Genomic DNA, 15,675 nt, shown 5'->3' with positions numbered 1-15,675 from the left:
CCCCGCCCTGGGGCGAATTGTTTGTAATCCAGCGCGATTTCGCTGAGGCTGCGATTCGCCGCGGGGCGCGGCTCCTACAGTGAGTCGGTGGCTTGCTCTGGCACCAGGTGTGGGCTGCGTCCGACGGATTACGCTCGCTAATCTATCCCGCGCGATGCCTTCAGCAGCCCTGAAAATTGTAGGAGCCCCGCCCCGGGGCGAATTTTTGTAATCCGGTGTGATTTCGGTGAGGCCGCGATTCGCCGCGGGGCGCGGCTCCTACAGTGGGTCGGTGGCTTACGAGGCCAAGTGCATCGACAAATCCACCGCCTTCACATCCTTGGTCAGCGTCCCCAGCGAGATGTAATCCACGCCTGTCTCTGCAATAACGCGCAAGGTGCTGTCGTTGATCCCGCCCGAGGCTTCGAGCTTGGCGCGGCCGGCGGTGAGTCTTACGACTTCGCGCATATCCTCCAGTGACAGTTCGTCGAGCATGACGATATCGGCGCCCGCGTCCAGCGCTTGGCGCAGTTCTTCCAGGCTTTCCACTTCCACCGGCTTGCCCGGGGCGATCTGGTGGGTGGCGTTGATGGCCTGGGGGATGTGTTTTTCCTTGATCAGGAAGGTGTCGAATATCTCTGTGTATGGGGGTTCGTCTCGCGGTACGGCGGATTCGTAGAATGGAATAGCCGCAGGCGTGACCGTGATTTGCCGCTGTGGCAACCGTCAAAAAGGGCGCAGCGGCGAATTGCGAGCGGTATGATGGCGCAGCTTTCAACTCCTGGCATGGAGCAAGGGTTTGCTATGACTGATCAAGATATCCGCTGGCTACAGCGACTGAGCAACTATCAGCGTGCCCTTGGGCAACTGACCCGGGCGGTTGAGCTGGCGCAGAGTCGTCCGCTCAGCGAGTTGGAGCGACAGGGGCTGATCCAGGCATTCGAGTTTGTTTTCGAGTTGGCCTGGAATCTGATGAAAGATTACTTTGTTTATCAGGGCAATCCGGCTATTACGGGGTCTTGCGATGCGATTCGCACGGCGTTCAAGCAGGGGCTGGTCGTCGATGGCGAAGGTTGGATGGAGATGATCAAGAGCCGTAATCAGACGGCCCATGCCTACAATGAATCCATCGCTATTGAGATCGCCGAGCGCATTCTGGCGCGTTATCAGGATCTCTTCGTGCAATTTCAGCAACGGATGCAAGGGCTGGCCAGCGAACTATGACGGGTGAGAGTCGGTTCGGGTTGCCGCTGCATGCGGTCGAGAAGTTATGCGCTGTTTTTCGCGCGTGTCCGCAGGTCGAGCGAGTCATTCTGTATGGCTCACGTGCCAAAGGTAATTATCGAGTTGGGTCGGATATCGATCTGACGGTTGAGGGGGAAGGGCTTTCACTGGCGCAGTTATTGGCCATGGAGAGCCAGATCGACGAGTTGTTGCTGCCCTGGATGGTCGATCTTTCTCTCAAGGATCGTATCGATAACCCGGCGCTGCTCGATCATATCGCTCGCGTCGGGTTGACCTTTTATGAGCGCGGCAGGGCGGATGTGTAGGGTGGAGTCGTCGTAGTTGCCTCCATCATCATCGTTTGTCACCAGGCTGCTGGTGATGCAGATAGCTGTACTCAGCGCGATGCCTTCAGCAGCCCTGAAATTATAGGAGCCCCGCCCCGGGGCGAATTTTTGTAATCCGGTGCGATTTCGCTGAGGCTGCGATTCGCCGCGAGGCGCGGCTCCTACAGTGGGTCGGTGGCTTACTCTGGCGCCAGGTGTGGGCTGCGTAACGACGGATTACGCTTCCGCTAATTCATCCCGCGCGATGCCTTCAATGGCCCTGAAATTGTAGGAGCCCCGCCCCGGGGCGAATTTTTGTAATCCAGCGCGATTTCGCTGATGCCGCGATTCGCCGCGGGGCGCGGCTCCTACAGTGAGTCGGTGGCTTACAAGGCCAGGCGCATCGACAAATCCACCGCCTTTACATCCTTGGTCAGCGTCCCTAGCGAGATGTAATCCACCCCCGTCTCTGCGATCACGCGCAAGGTGCTGTCATTGATCCCGCCCGAGGCTTCGAGCTTGGCGCGGCCGGCGGTGAGTCTTACGGCTTCGCGCATGTCTTCCAGTGACAGTTCGTCGAGCATGACGATATCGGCTCCCGCTTCCAGCGCTTCGCGCAGTTCTTCCAGGCTTTCCACTTCCACTTCCACCGGTTTGCCCGGGGCGATCTGGTGGGCGGCGTTGATGGCCTGGGCGATGCCGCCGCAGGCAGCGATGTGGTTTTCCTTTATAAGGAAGGCATCGTACAGACCGATACGGTGGTTGTGGCAGCCGCCGCAGGTCACGGCGTACTTCTGGGCCAGGCGCAGGCCCGGTAGGGTCTTGCGGGTGTCCAGCAGTTTTACCTGGGTGCCTTCAACCAGGTCGGCATAGTGGCGGCAGCGGGTGGCGACTGCAGACAGGGTCTGCAGGAAGTTCAGGGCGCTGCGCTCGCCGCTGAGCAGGGCGCGGGCCGGGCCTTCGAGGCGCAGCAGGGTCTGGTCGGCGCTGACCTTGTCGCCATCCTGCACCTGCCAGTGCACTGCGACGCGCGGGTCGAGCTGACGAAATACCGCATCGACCCAGGCGGTGCCGCAAATTACTGCTTCTTCCCGTGTGATCACGCGGGCGCTGGCCAGGCGCTCGGCCGGTATCAGCTGGGCGGTGATGTCGCCGCTGCCAATGTCTTCGGCCAGGGCGCGGCGGACGTTGGCTTCGATTTCGCTGCTGAGGTCGGCGAGGGTCAGGTTGGGCATGATCGGCTCCGGTGTAGACGAGCGGCGATTATAGAGCCAGGCAGGGGCAGGGCAATGGGCTGAAGTGTGCTCGCAGCCATCGAAGGGCAGAGGATTTCGCTGCGGCGTGCAGCGTCAGAAAAGGCATGTGCGGCCCGACCAGCGGGGCAGCGTCACAGGGCTGTCAGCGTTAGGCTGCAGAGATACGGCTGTCGTGTGTTGGCTACCGTCTGGAGGTGGCGTGAGGCTATCTGTGATCTGGGTCATGTCTGTGGGAAAAATTGGCTTGGTATGACGCGCAGCCTCCCTATAATGGCTTTACTTTTTTCATTATTGACGCCAGGCCTTTGACGTTACGGACGACGCTCGGTTGACGCTGTGCAGACCAGGAAGCCCGGGTTCGGGCAGTCTGCGGGAGACTAGAATGAAGACCGACGCGAATGTGGTGCACCTGGCCAAGGTCATCGCAGAGCAATCGCCAACTTCGCCGGTAGGAAGACTGCCCGTGGCGCTGATTCAGGTGCGTGACAAAGCCGCGCAACAGCTCAAGCAGAGTCTGCAGAGCCTGTTCGACAATGCCGACGATACCCTCTTCGAGATGGCGGATCGGGCGACCAGTAATGCCGAGCAGAATGCCTTCTTCGAGGCCATGCGTGACCTGCGTCTGAAGCGCAAGAACATCGAGCGTGGTTTTCTGCAGAAGGTGTTCGAGTCCTTCGCCAATCTCAATCAGTACGAAATCGGCAAGCCGCAACCCGCGCTTGACGCGGTGTCGTTCGACAGCCTGAGCCTGGTACAGAACGACGAGCTGGAAGAAACCGTGGCGCTGGACGCCATGGTAGCCAAGGTGATGAGCCGAGACGCTGTTGCGTTGGGCCATCTCACCACGCGCCTCAATGCGGTGATCAGCAAGAAGCTCGATGACAAGAGCAACCCGCTCGGCCCCACCCTGCTCAGCGAATACTTCCTCGACGCCTGCAGTGGCCTGGGTGTGGAGATCAAGGTCAAGCTGATCATCCTCAAGCTGTTCGAAAAGTACGTGCTCGGCAGCTGCGACATGCTATACGCCGAGGCCAACCAGGCGCTGGTCAGCGCCGGCGTGTTGCCTGAACTGAAGTCCGCACCGCCGCGCCGTCAGCAGCGCCCGGCAGCTTCCGCTTATGTCCAGTCGTCCGGCGAGGAAGGCATTCCCTTGCTCGAAGGCGCCGATCAGGGCGTGCAGGAAGTGTTCGGTGCGTTGCAGGATCTGCTCTCGCAAGTGCGCGGCACGGCGATGCCACGCCGGGCTCAGACAGCCGATGCAATGCCGATCACCAGCAATGACCTGATGCGCCTGCTGTCGCACATGCAGCAGCGTGCCCCGGCGCAGGCCAATGTCGAGGATTTCGATCTGCGTGACCAGCTCGAACAACTGCTCGAACGTGCCAGCGCCAAGAGCGGCAAGGCGCGGGTGGTTGGCGAGGTCGACGAGGATGTGATCAATCTGGTGTCGATGCTGTTCGAATTCATTCTCGATGACCGCACCCTGCCGGATTCGCTCAAGGCACTGATCGGCCGCCTGCAGATCCCGATGCTCAAGGTCGCGGTGCTGGACAAGACTTTCTTCAGCCGTGGCAGCCATCCGGCGCGCCGTCTGCTCAACGAAATCGCCTCTGCCGCGCTGGGTTGGGTCGATCAGGACGATGCGCAGCGTGACAGCCTTTATCAGAAGATCGAGCAGGTGGTGCAGCGTCTGCTGAACGACTTCGTCGATGATCCGGCGATCTTCTCCGAACTGTTGGCCGAGTTCATGGCGTTCACTGGCGATGAGCGTCGTCGTAGTGAGTTGCTCGAACAGCGTACCCGCGATGCCGAGGAAGGCAGCGCCAAGGCCGAACTGGCCCGCCGCCAGGTCGAACATGCCCTGAACGAGCGGCTGCTGGGCAAGACCCTGCCGGAAGTGGTGGTGCGGCTGCTGCAGGAAGCCTGGAGCAAGGTGCTGATGCTCACCTGTCTCAAGCATGGCGTGGAGTCGGACGAATGGCAGGCTGCGCTGCAGACCATGGACGACCTGGTCTGGAGTGTTGCTCCGCATGAAGACCCGGAAGCACGCCTGCGCTTGCTGGAGCTGGTGCCGGGGCTGCTCAAGGCATTGCGCGAGGGCATGGCCAGCGCGGCCTTCGATCCGTTCTCTACCAGCGAATTCTTCAGCCAATTGGAAGTGCTGCATGTGCAGGCCTTCCAGCGCTTCAAGCGCGCAGCACCGGAGGCCGAGACGGCCGTTGCCGAGGATGCTGCGCACACCGACCCGAGCGAAGCCGGCATCGAGCTGCCACTGCTGGAGCTGCCGGCCGCCGAAGAGGTCGAGGACGCTCCGGCGATGGTCGAGGTGGTCGAAGAGATCATTCTGCTTGCGCCAGGTCAGACCCGTCCGCAGGAGCCGGATGTGGTGCTCCCGGACGACGACGAGGCGCTGCTGCAGGTGGACAGCCTGCGTGTGGGTAGCTGGGTGGAAATCCAGGAAGATGAAGAGCACAAGCTGCGCTGCAAGCTGGCGGCCATCATCAAGCCCACTGGCAAGTACGTGTTCGTCAATCGCACCGGCATGAAGGTGCTGGAGAAGACGCGCAACGCGCTGGCGGTGGAGTTCCGCCGCAACGCTGTGCGCCTGCTTGACGATGCGCTGCTGTTCGACCGCGCCCTGGAGTCGGTCATTGGCAATCTGCGTAAGTTGAAGAACGCCTGAGAGCAACTCCGCTGCTGATATCTGTAGGAGCCGGCTTGCTGGCGATGGTCCTTGTCAGGCGAGCATTTGATCGCCAGCAAGCTGGCTCCTACAAACTCCCGCCTGCGTTTGGTTGATTGGTATCGCCCACCCGCTAACGTTTGCCACTCTTCGTTTTAGCGTGAGATTTTCCCGCCTTTGCACATCCTGTTGCGGCCTCGCGCTTGGCCGCCGTAGCCACCTGCTCTAGAGTGGTGACACGTTCAGGAGTGCCACATGCTGCTCGACCCTTCCACTGGCTGGTTTCAGGGCATCCCTCACTGCCCATCGCCGAATTTCAACGCTCGCCCCGGTGGCGAGATCTCTCTGCTGGTGGTGCACAATATCAGCTTGCCGCCTGGGCAGTTCGGCACCGGCAAGGTGCAGGCGTTCTTTCAGAACCGTTTGCCCGTGCACGAGCATCCTTTCTTCGCCGAGATCGCATCCCTGCAGGTTTCCGCGCACTTCTTCATCGAGCGTGATGGCGGGCTGACGCAGTTCGTCTCCTGTCTGGATCGCGCCTGGCATGCGGGTGTGTCGAGCTTCGAGGGGCGCGATAACTGCAATGATTTTTCGCTAGGAGTGGAGCTGGAAGGGACGGATGATCTGCCCTACACCGACGCTCAGTACGCCAGGTTGGCCGAGCTGACGCGGCAGTTGCTGGACGCTTACCCGGCACTGTCGACGCAGCGCATCCGCGGCCACAACGATATCGCGCCTGGGCGCAAGACCGACCCGGGGGCAGCGTTCGACTGGCCGCGTCTGCACGCCGAATTGAAGGAGAGGTAGCAATGAGTTTTCTGGTGATTCTGCTGGTGCTGTGGGTCGAGAAATTTTCTGCCTGGCGTCTGCGCATCCAGCAGGACGGCCCCTGGTTGGCGCAATTGCAGCGCCTGCAACAAGGCGGCCTGCAGCAGGCCCCGTGGCTGTGCCTGGCCATTCTGGTACTGTTGCCGGTGTTGGCGCTGGGCCTGCTGTTGCTGATCCTCAAGCCGCTGGCTTACGGTTGGCTGGCGTTGCCCGTGCATTTGCTGGTGCTGATCTACAGCCTGGGGCGTGGCGATCTGCTCGCCGCCCTGGGGCCGTTTCGTGATGCCTGGCGGCGTGGCGATGGTCAGGCGGCTTATCACGTGGCCGAACGTGACCTTTCGTTAGAACCGGAGGAGGGTGCCGAGCTGCTGGTGCAGGTTCAGGGGCACTTGCTGTGGCAGGCGTATCAAAGCTTCTTCGCGGTTATTTTCTGGTATCTGCTGCTCGGGCCGATGGCGGCGCTGGCGTATCGCCTGCTGGCGCTGAGCGCCGAGCAGGCCGAGCAACCGGCTCTGCGCGAGCGGGCCGTGCAGGTGCGGCATGCCTTCGATTGGCTGCCGGCGCGGGTGCTGGCCTCCAGTTTCGCCCTGGTCGGTAATTTCGTCGCCGTCAGCCGCGCCTTGCTGCATGAGCTGCTGAGCTGGGACATTTCTGCCGCGCAACTGGTGATCAAGGCCGGACGTGCGGCCGCTGAGATGCCGCCGCCAGTGATGGGTGAGGAGGGTGTCGATACCCTGGATCAGCTGTGGCAACTGCTGATTCGTGCCGCAGTGGTCTGGTATGCCGGTTATGCGGTTTGGGTGTTATTAATCTAGAGATCCTGCCCAAGCGCTATGCAGGGCGGGGGCCAATGCCGATCAGATAAGCTTGCCAAAGCGGTCTTTCGTAGGAGCCCCGCCCCGGGGCGAAGCTTTTCAATCGCGTATCGCCCTGGTTCGCGGCGGGGCGCCGCTCCTACCCATTGGCAGCGTCGACGCTTAACTGACAGACATTAGGGCGGGGGCAGCCTGCTGTCACGCACAGTGGCGGGTTGCACCCGCCCTACGTGCCGGCTTTGTGGAAGCCGCGCCCTGCGGCGAATGGCAAAACAGCATTCGCCCCGAGTCGGGGCTCCTACACGGCCTTAGCTGGATTCGCTGGGCGCGCATTTAACCTTAAGTTACAGAGGTGCGTGTCGATAAGGGGTACAAGGAGGCGGTAGCCGACCCTGTTTGGTGATTTTCGTCACATTTATCTGCCTGTATTCGCCGCGTAGATTCACGCGCCACAGGTCGGGCTGCACAGGACGCCGTCGTCAGCCCGTGAGAGGCTCTGCGGTCGTTCAAGCGATACCAATAACAATAATGGCAACTGGAGACGTCTAGTGAAGACCGTGTTGTACCCGGCCATCGCGCTGATGAATCGCCTCAGCTTCGGCATGAAGTTCAGCCTGATCAGCGTTTTGTTCTTCCTGCCTATGCTCGTCACCAACTTCTATCTGGTGCGTGACTCCTATCGTCAGTTCGTTGGTACCCAGACGGCTCTGCAAAGCCTGGAACTGCTGGGGAGCAGCCTGCAGTTGCGGCGTGATCTGGAAAACCTCAACGACCTGGTGCTGATCAATTCGATGATCGGTCAGTCCGGTCAGGCGGGTGATCTCGAGGGGCGCATCGATCAACTGCAGCAGTCGCTCAGCGCCAGTTTGCAGGGGCTGCAACCGGTGACCAGCGATGCCGAGCAGGCAGCGGAGTTCCAGGCCAAGCGCGATGAGCTGCTGGCCGAGCTGAAAAGTGCAGTAGCCGAGACGTCTTTGCAGAGCAAGGCCGTCATGGTCGAGAAGCTGTTGGGAGATTCGCAGGTCTTTATCAAGCTGGTGGCCAGCCAGGCGGGGTTGAGCCAGGATCCGCAACGCCAGGTGCGGCAGATTACCGAGCTGATCACCAACGTCACCCCACAGATCACCAATGTGCTCAGCCAAGGCCGTGCCATCGGCGCCTATTCCCTGGGGCAGGGTTTTCTCAATTCGGCGGCCAGTACCAAGTTCGATGATCTGCTGCTGCAGTTGGAGAAGTTGCATGCCGAGTACGGCCTGAATCTGCAGGAGGCACTGGCCGGTAACGTCGCTGCGCAGAATGGGCTGGGCAGCCTGGCCGAAGCCAGTCGCCAGAGTCTTAAGGACAGCGGCGTGCTGTTCGAGGATCAGGTGATCATCGCCGACAGCCTGGATACGCCCTGGGCGCAGTTCTACGATCAGGTCAGCCAGGAAATGGCCAAGACCTACGCTTTCAACGATGGCCTGCTGGCCTTTCTCGACAGCCAGTTGAGCGAGAGGCTCGCGGAGAACCGTGGGCAGATGGTGCTGCTGGTCGTTGCCCTGGTGCTGGTGTTCCTGCTGATCGTCTATCTCTACAGCGGCTTTTACGTATCGACCCGCACCACCCTGAAGAATCTGGGGCGGGTGATGGACAAGGTGGCGGCGGGCGACATGACGGTCAGCTTTCAGGCGCACAGCCGTGACGAGCTGGGCGTGCTGGGGCAGGTATTCAATCAGACCGTGCAGCGCATTCACGATCTGATCGAGCGTGTTGGCCATACCGTGGGCGAAGTCGGTGGCCAGGCTGACCGGGTTGAGGTGATCTCCGGCGAGAGTAATCAGGCCGTGGCGGGGCAGCGTGCACAGATCGAGCAGGTGGCCACGGCGATGAACCAAATGGCCGCTACCGCTCAGGAAGTCGCACGCAGCGCCGCGGCGGCAGTGGGCAGTGCGCAGAGCGTGAATCAGGAAACGGTCAGTGGCCGTGCCCTGGTCGAAGCGCAGGTCGGCGCCATCGAGCGTCTGGCCGGCGAAATCGATCAATCGGTGGCGGTAATCAATCAGCTGGCCAGCGACAGCGCTTCGATCAGCCAGGTGCTGGATGTGATCAAAGGCATCGCCGAGCAGACCAACCTGCTGGCGCTCAATGCTGCCATCGAGGCGGCGCGGGCTGGTGAACAGGGTCGCGGTTTCGCCGTGGTGGCTGACGAGGTGCGCAATCTGGCCAAGCGCACGCAGCAGTCCACCGAAGAGATCGAAGCAATGATCGCCAAGCTGCAGGGCGGTGTGGGGGCGGCGGTGAAGGCGATGAACGCCAGTCACCAGATGGCGGATGGTACGGTCAGCCAGTCGGCCAAGGTGCAGCAGGCCCTGGAGAACATCCTCGGTGCAGTGGGCATGATCGTCGACCAGAACCAGCAGATCGCCGCTGCTGCCGAACAGCAGACGGCGGTGGCGCACGATATCGATCAGAACATCGTCGAGATCAATCATGCCGGCGAGCGCACTGCTGCCGGTGCCAGCCAGACCGAGCAGGCCAGCCGCGAATTGAGCGAGTTGGTAACGCGGCTCAAGCAACTGATCGGCGCGTTTCGTGTGTGAGGACTGGCCTCGTGGGAGGCGCTTTGGCGGCGATGCTTTGTAGTCGTCGTGGCCAAAGCCCCTTCCACAGGCCTCCACGCTCAGGGGTAGGAGCGGCGCCCCGCCGCGAATTTGGGCGACGCGGTCTGGCAGCATTCGCCCCGGGGCGGGGCTCCTACCCTGGCTGCATTTATCCCCAGCCGAACAACTCATCCGCGTTACGGCTGCTGGCCGCCGCCAGTTCTTCGGTGCTGATGCCACGTAAGGCGGCCAGTTCAGTGCAGATATCTGCCAGGTACTCCGGACTGTTGCGCTGGTACGGGTGCATGGCTGGAGCCATGTCCGGGGCGTCGGTTTCCAGCACGATGGCGTCCAGTGGCAGCCCGGCCACCACCTGGCGCAGACGGTTGGCCTGTGGCCAGGTGGCGGCGCCGCCCAGACCGAGACGAAAGCCCAGCTTGATGTATTCGCGGGCTTCTTCCTGACTGCCGGCAAAGGCGTGGATGATGCCGCCGCGCTTCAGGCGAAAGCGTTTGAGCGTGGCGATGGTCGCGGCATGGGCGCGGCGTACATGCAGCAGCGCCGGCAGTTCGAACTCGGCAGCCAGCTCAAGCTGCGCCTCGAACAAGGCTTGCTGGCGCTGTCGGTCCAGGTTCTCCAGGTAGTAATCCAGGCCAAATTCGCCAACGGCGCACAGCTTGGGCTGTCCGGCCAGTCTGCTTAACCAGTCGCGCAGTTCATCGAGGTGCTGCGGGTGGTGATCGTCCAGGTAGACCGGATGCAGGCCGAACGCGGCATGCAGGCCTTCGTTTGCCTCGACCAGGTGCCACAGCCGCTGCCAATTGGCCTTATAAATCCCGAGCACCACCATGCGCTGCACGCCGAGCGCCCGGCTGCGCGCGAGCAGGGCGTCGCGGTCGGCGTCGAAGTCGGGGAAGTCGAGGTGGGTATGGGTGTCGATCAGGCGCATGGGCCAAGCTTCGGTGATTTTTCAGGCAGATGCCAGGCGTGGGTACGTCTACTACCCGTCATGATCGCCCGCCAGCGGGCGTCAGAAACTACAGGCGCGCCTTGAAACTGCGTTCGATGGCCTCGATGCCGGGGCGATAGTCGTTGTTCTCCACCGCCTGTAAGGTCCAGGCCAATGCCCGTTCGGCAATGCGCTCGTGCTGCTGGCTCATGGCGTTGACCCGCAGCGGCAGAAAATCCAGCAACTGGGTGTCGCCGAAGGTGGCCAGTCGCACGGCTGGCCAGTGCTCGCTGCCCTGTTCGCGCAGGGCATCGAACACCCCTTCGAGCAGCACGTAGGCGGTGGTCAGCAGGGCATCCGGTGGGCTGCCTGCGTCCAATAGCGTCTTCATCTGCCGGTAGCCGCAGGCGCGGTTGAACTGCTCGCCGTGGCAGACGCTGAGGCCTCCGTCGAAACCGGCCAGCGCGGCACGGAAACCGCGCTCGCGCGCCTGGCTGATTACCAGTTCAGCGCGTGCGCCAAGCAGCGCGATATGACGCGGTTTGGGCGTCAGCAGGCTGGCGGTGAGGGTGCGTCCGGCTTGTTCGTCATCGCTGACCACCGAGCGGATGTGGGTTGGCGACAATGCCCGGTCGACAGCGATCACGGGCAGGCCGGCGGCGACGATGCTGGGGTACAACGGGTCGTCCGGCGGCAGGCAACTGGCGACGATCAGCGCCTCGCAGCGACGCGAGCGAAACAGGTCGAGCAACTGCCGTTCGCTGCTCGGGTCGTCATCGGAACTGGCGATCAGCAACTGGTAGCCGGCGGCGCGGGCCTTCTGCTCGAGCAGCTTGGCCAGGCGCGCATAGCTGGGGTTTTCCAGGTCCGGCAGGATGAAGCCGAGGCAGCGACTCTGCCCGCGGCGCAGACTGGCGGCCTGCTGATCCGGGCGATAGCCATGCTGTTCGACCACCGCCAGCACCCGGGCCACGGTGGCAGGGCTGATCCGCCGTTTCTCGGCCTGACCGTTGATCACGTAGCTGGCGGTTGTAACCGAGACCTGAGCCAGGCGGGCGATGTCGCTGAGTTTCACGGGCGCATCCTGAATCGCTGAGTGAGAGGGCGTGCGAGCGCCGCGAGTCTACGCGACTCGGCGACGGCCGGGCTTCAAGGATCACTCATTATCGGATAAGGTGCCAGCGCTTGATGAATCGTTTCAGCAAAGCGGATTCATCGGCTAGTCTTAGCCAAAACAACAAGTCGGAGACCACCATGCTCGAACTCGATTCCAGCCAAATCCAGATGGGCCGGGTTGCGGCGAACAAGGGCGAAGCCCTGGCCATGCTCGGTGATGCCCTGGTCAGTGCCGGCCTGGCCAATCCGGCTTACCTTGAAGGCCTTGAGGCGCGTGAAGCCCAGGGCTCGACCTTTCTCGGCCAGGGCATCGCCATTCCCCATGGCACGCCGCAGACCCGCGATCAGGTGCTGCGCACCGGCGTCAGCCTGATCCAGTTCCCCGATGGGGTGGACTGGGGCAATGGCCAGCAGGTGTACCTGGCCATCGCCATCGCCGCGCAATCCGACGAACACCTGCATCTGCTACAACTGCTGACCCGCGCACTGGGCGAAGGGGACCTGAGCCAGGCGCTGCGTGAGGCCCGCGAGCCGGCGCAGATTCTCGAACTGCTGCAGGGCGCGCCGCAGGCGCTGGCGCTGGACGGCCAGCTGGTGGCACTGGCGCAGCCGGCCGAAGATTTCGACGAATTGCTCTGGCAGGGCGCGCGTCTGTTGCGCCAGGCCGGTTGCGCGCGCAGCGGTTTTGCCCTCGGGCTGGCCCGTGGCGAGCCGCTGCCGCTGGGCGATGGCCTGTGGTGGCTGCACAGCGAGGCCAGCGTCGAGCGCCCGGGTCTGGCATTCGTTACCCCCGCTCAGCCGCTGAGTTTTCGTGGTGAGGCGCTGCGTGGCCTGTTTTGCCTGGCCAGCCAGGGTGAGGCGCATCGCCAGGCACTGGAGCGGCTGTGTGATGTGCTGATCGGTGGCCGTGCGGCGGCGTTCAGTGAAGCCAGCGACAGCCGCCAGGTGATCGAGGCACTGGGCGGTGAGGTGCCGCCGGACTGGCCCAGCCTCAGTGTGCCGCTGCTCAATGCCCATGGCCTGCACGCGCGCCCGGCCAAGGCGCTAAGCGAGTTGGCGCAGGGTTTTACCGGCGAGATTCGTGTGCGCTTGCTCGGCGACAGCGGCGCGGGCGTGTCGGCCAAGAGCCTCAGCCGTTTGTTGGTTTTGGGGGCGCGGCGTGGGCAGATACTGGAATTCAGCGCCGAGCCGGCGATTGCCGACAGCGCGCTGCCGGCCATTCGCGCCGCACTGGAAAGCGGCCTGGGTGAAACGGTCGAACCGCTGAGCGAAGCATTGCCGGAAGTGGCCGCGCAGTTGCAGGCGCTCGAGGCTGTCGCGCCGGTTGCCGGGAGTCGCCTGCTGGCGGTAGGTGCGTCGCCGGGGATCGCTATTGGTCCGGCATTGGTGCGTACGCCACCGGTATTTGATTTCGCCGAGCAAGGCCAGGGTGTCGAACAGGAACGAGCGCGACTGGCGTCAGCCCTGGCGGCGGTTGCCGCGCAGATTCAGCGACTGGTCGACGGTGCTGGTATGGCGAGCATCCGCGAGATTTTCAGTGCCCATCTGGCCATGCTGGCTGACCCGGCGTTGCGCGAGGATGTCGACGCGCGCCTGGCCAAAGGAGCGAGCGCCGAGGCGGCCTGGCAGGGCGAGATCGAGGCAGCGGCCACCCGTCAGGAAGCATTGCACGACCCGCTACTGGCCGAGCGCGCGGCAGATCTGCGCGATATCGGCAACCGCGTGCTGCCGCATCTGTGTGGCGTGGAGCTGCCCAGCGAGCCGAACGAGCCTTACATTCTGGTGATGGCCGAAGTGGTGCCGTCGGACGTCGCCAGCCTCGACCGTCAGCGCGTGGCGGGCATTTTGACCGCGCGCGGCGGTGCGACGGCACACAGCGCCATCATCGCCCGTGCCCTGGGGATTCCCGCCGTGGTCGGTGCCGGTGACGGCGTGCTGGCGCTGGCGCAAGGCACACCACTGCTGCTCGATGGCGACAGTGGCCTGTTGCGCATCGCCCCGGATGCCGCCGAGCGTGATCAGGCGCTGCAGGAACGCCAGACGGCGCAGCAACGCCGCGAACTGGCGCATGCCGCGCGCTTCGAGGTGGCGCAGACCCGCGATGGTGTGCGCGTGGAAGTGGCCGCCAATATCGGCGCCAGTGGCGAAACCGCCGAGGCGGTGGAGCTGGGCGCGGAAGCAGTAGGCCTGCTGCGCACCGAGCTGGTGTTCATGGAGCATGCCCAGGCGCCGGATCAGGCGGCGCAGGAGCGCGAGTGCCGGCGTGTGCTCGATGCCCTGGACGGGCGCCCGCTGGTGGTGCGTACCCTGGATGTCGGCGGCGACAAGCCCCTGCCGTACTGGCCGATGCCTGCCGAGGAGAACCCGTTCCTTGGTGTGCGTGGCATTCGCCTGAGCCTGCAGCGCCCGGCGATTCTGGAAACCCAGTTGCGCGCCTTGCTTGCCTCGGCCGATGGCCGGCCGCTGCGCATCATGTTCCCCATGGTCGGCTCGGTGGAAGAGTGGCGCGCAGCGCGTGACATGGTGCAGCGCCTGCGTGAGGAGATCGCCGTCAGCGATCTGCAGGTCGGCATCATGATCGAAGTGCCCTCGGCAGCGCTGCTGGCGCCGGTGCTGGCACGCGAAGTGGACTTCTTCAGCATCGGCACCAATGACCTGACCCAGTACTGCCTGGCCATTGACCGTGGCCATCCGCAGCTGTCGGCGCAGGCCGATGGCCTGCACCCGGCCGTGCTGCGCCTGATCGAGATGACCGTGACCGCTGCACACGCCCAGGGCAAGTGGGTCGGCATCTGCGGGGAGCTGGCCAGCGACCGCCTGGCCGTGCCGCTGTTGGTCGGCCTGGGCGTCGATGAGCTGAGCGTGACGCCGCGATCGATTGCCCTGGTCAAGGCGCGCGTGCGCGAGCTGGATAGCCGCCAGGCGCGAACCCTGGCCGACCGCGCCCTGACCCTGGACAGTGCCAGCGCCGTGCGCGCGCTGGTGGCGGAGATGCACTGATGGCCCGAATCCTGACCCTGACCCTGAACCCGGCGCTGGATCTGACCCTGCGCCTGGATCGCCTGCACCCCGGTGCGGTCAACCGCTGCCATGAGCTGCGCAGTCACGCCGCCGGCAAGGGGCTGAACGTCGCCCAGGTGCTGGCCGACCTTGGCCATAGCCTGAGCGTTGCTGGCTTTCTCGGGCGCGCCAACGCGGCGCCTTTCGAGAGCCTGATGCACAAGCGCGGTTTTCACGATCTGTTCGTCCGCGTGCCGGGCGAGACGCGCAGCAATATCAAACTGGCCGAGGCCGATGGCTGCATCACCGACCTCAATGGCCCGGGCCCGCAGGTCGAGGCCGAGCATCTGCAACGTCTGGAAACTGAGCTGGAGCCGCTGCTCGCCGGGTATGACGCCGTGGTGGTCGCCGGCAGCCTGCCGCGTGGGGTGACGCCGCAATGGTTCGCCGGCCTGCTGCGGCGGATCAAGGCCAGTGGCGTGCCGCTGGCGGTGGACAGCAGTGGCGCCGCACTGCAAGCGGCCCTGGGCGTCGCGCCCTGGCTGATCAAACCCAATGAAGAAGAACTGGCTGAGGTCTGTGGCAGCGATCTGCCGACCGCCGTGCAGCGTCTGCGCGCGCAGGGCATCGAGCATGTGCTGCTCTCGCGTGGCGCCGAGGGGGTCGACTGGCATGGGCCGAACATCGCCCTGCGCGCCGTACCACCGCGCGTCGAGGTGGCCAGCACGGTCGGTGCCGGTGACTCGCTGCTGGCTGCCAGCCTGCATGGTCTGCTGCAGGGCTGGCCGGCTGAACGCACCCTGCGCCTGGCCACGGCGGTGGCGGCGCAAGCGGTTACCCAGATCGGCTTCGGCATCCATGATCGCGAGCAGCTGGCCCGTCTCGAGGCGGCTGTGCAGTTGCACTCCATAGAACAATAA

General features: G+C 63.7%; 11 protein-coding genes and 1 pseudogene. 8 read left to right on the top strand and 4 right to left on the bottom strand.

Translation table 11 applies throughout. From position 1 onward, the window contains the following. Positions 1-276: 276 nt before the first annotated feature. Positions 277-615 (bottom strand): annotated as a pseudogene (locus DBO86_RS17425) (nicotinate-nucleotide diphosphorylase); the annotation flags it as partial. Between the two features lie 123 nt (positions 616-738). On the opposite strand from DBO86_RS17425, the gene DBO86_RS17420 reads away from it, so the two are divergent. Next, positions 739-1,203: a nucleotidyltransferase substrate binding protein gene (locus DBO86_RS17420; RefSeq protein WP_244185573.1), complete on the top strand. Its 465-nt coding sequence runs from the start codon at positions 739-741 to the stop codon at positions 1,201-1,203. Positions 1,204-1,223: 20 nt separating this feature from the next. Beyond that, the gene (locus tag DBO86_RS17415) at positions 1,224-1,529 is read left to right on the top strand and encodes a nucleotidyltransferase family protein (RefSeq protein ID WP_244185572.1); all 306 of its coding nucleotides are present in this window, start codon (positions 1,224-1,226) and stop codon (positions 1,527-1,529) included. A 386-nt stretch (positions 1,530-1,915) separates the two neighbouring features. Here the strand turns inward: DBO86_RS17415 and nadC are convergent, their stop codons facing one another. Beyond that, positions 1,916-2,764 carry a carboxylating nicotinate-nucleotide diphosphorylase gene (gene nadC, locus DBO86_RS17410; protein ID WP_108234349.1) on the bottom strand — a complete coding sequence of 283 codons (849 nt, stop codon included), beginning with the start codon at positions 2,762-2,764 and terminating at the stop codon, positions 1,916-1,918. Between the two features lie 403 nt (positions 2,765-3,167). Between nadC and DBO86_RS17405 the strand changes: the two genes are divergently transcribed. The 4 genes from DBO86_RS17405 to DBO86_RS17385 all read left to right on the top strand — a co-directional run bounded on the left by DBO86_RS17405 (position 3,168) and on the right by DBO86_RS17385 (position 9,690). After that, positions 3,168-5,468 carry a DUF1631 domain-containing protein gene (locus DBO86_RS17405; protein ID WP_108234348.1) on the top strand — a complete coding sequence of 767 codons (2,301 nt, stop codon included), beginning with the start codon at positions 3,168-3,170 and terminating at the stop codon, positions 5,466-5,468. 255 nt (positions 5,469-5,723) lie between these two features. Continuing rightward, complete coding sequence (gene ampD, locus DBO86_RS17400; protein WP_108234347.1) at positions 5,724-6,275, top strand: 1,6-anhydro-N-acetylmuramyl-L-alanine amidase AmpD; 552 nt, start codon at positions 5,724-5,726, stop codon at positions 6,273-6,275. A 2-nt stretch (positions 6,276-6,277) separates the two neighbouring features. Continuing rightward, on the top strand, positions 6,278-7,111 hold the full coding sequence (ampE, locus tag DBO86_RS17395; protein ID WP_108234346.1) for a regulatory signaling modulator protein AmpE: 834 nt from the start codon (positions 6,278-6,280) through the stop codon (positions 7,109-7,111). Positions 7,112-7,659: 548 nt separating this feature from the next. Continuing rightward, positions 7,660-9,690, top strand: coding sequence for a methyl-accepting chemotaxis protein (locus DBO86_RS17385; protein WP_108234345.1), 2,031 nt, complete (start codon positions 7,660-7,662; stop codon positions 9,688-9,690). A gap of 169 nt (positions 9,691-9,859) precedes the next feature. On the opposite strand, the gene DBO86_RS17380 is transcribed toward DBO86_RS17385, so the two are convergent. Continuing rightward, the gene (locus DBO86_RS17380; protein ID WP_108234344.1) at positions 9,860-10,639 is read right to left on the bottom strand and encodes a TatD family hydrolase; all 780 of its coding nucleotides are present in this window, start codon (positions 10,637-10,639) and stop codon (positions 9,860-9,862) included. Positions 10,640-10,727: 88 nt separating this feature from the next. Then, a complete protein-coding gene (gene cra / locus DBO86_RS17375) occupies positions 10,728-11,714 on the bottom strand; it encodes a catabolite repressor/activator (RefSeq protein WP_108234343.1) in 987 nt (328 codons plus the stop codon). Positions 11,715-11,893: 179 nt separating this feature from the next. Here cra and ptsP point away from each other — a divergent pair, with 179 nt between their 5' ends. Both ptsP and pfkB read left to right on the top strand, forming a co-directional pair. Beyond that, positions 11,894-14,755, top strand: coding sequence for a phosphoenolpyruvate--protein phosphotransferase (ptsP, locus tag DBO86_RS17370; RefSeq protein ID WP_108234342.1), 2,862 nt, complete (start codon positions 11,894-11,896; stop codon positions 14,753-14,755). Next, positions 14,755-15,675: a 1-phosphofructokinase gene (pfkB, locus tag DBO86_RS17365; RefSeq protein ID WP_108234341.1), complete on the top strand. Its 921-nt coding sequence runs from the start codon at positions 14,755-14,757 to the stop codon at positions 15,673-15,675. Before ptsP ends, pfkB begins: the two co-directional genes overlap by 1 nt.

Source organism: Ectopseudomonas oleovorans, assembly GCF_003052605.1.
GTDB classification, from domain to species: domain Bacteria; phylum Pseudomonadota; class Gammaproteobacteria; order Pseudomonadales; family Pseudomonadaceae; genus Aquipseudomonas; species Aquipseudomonas oleovorans_A.
Note: the sequence above shows the minus strand (reverse complement) of the source record. Positions and strands in the feature narration are given on the sequence as shown.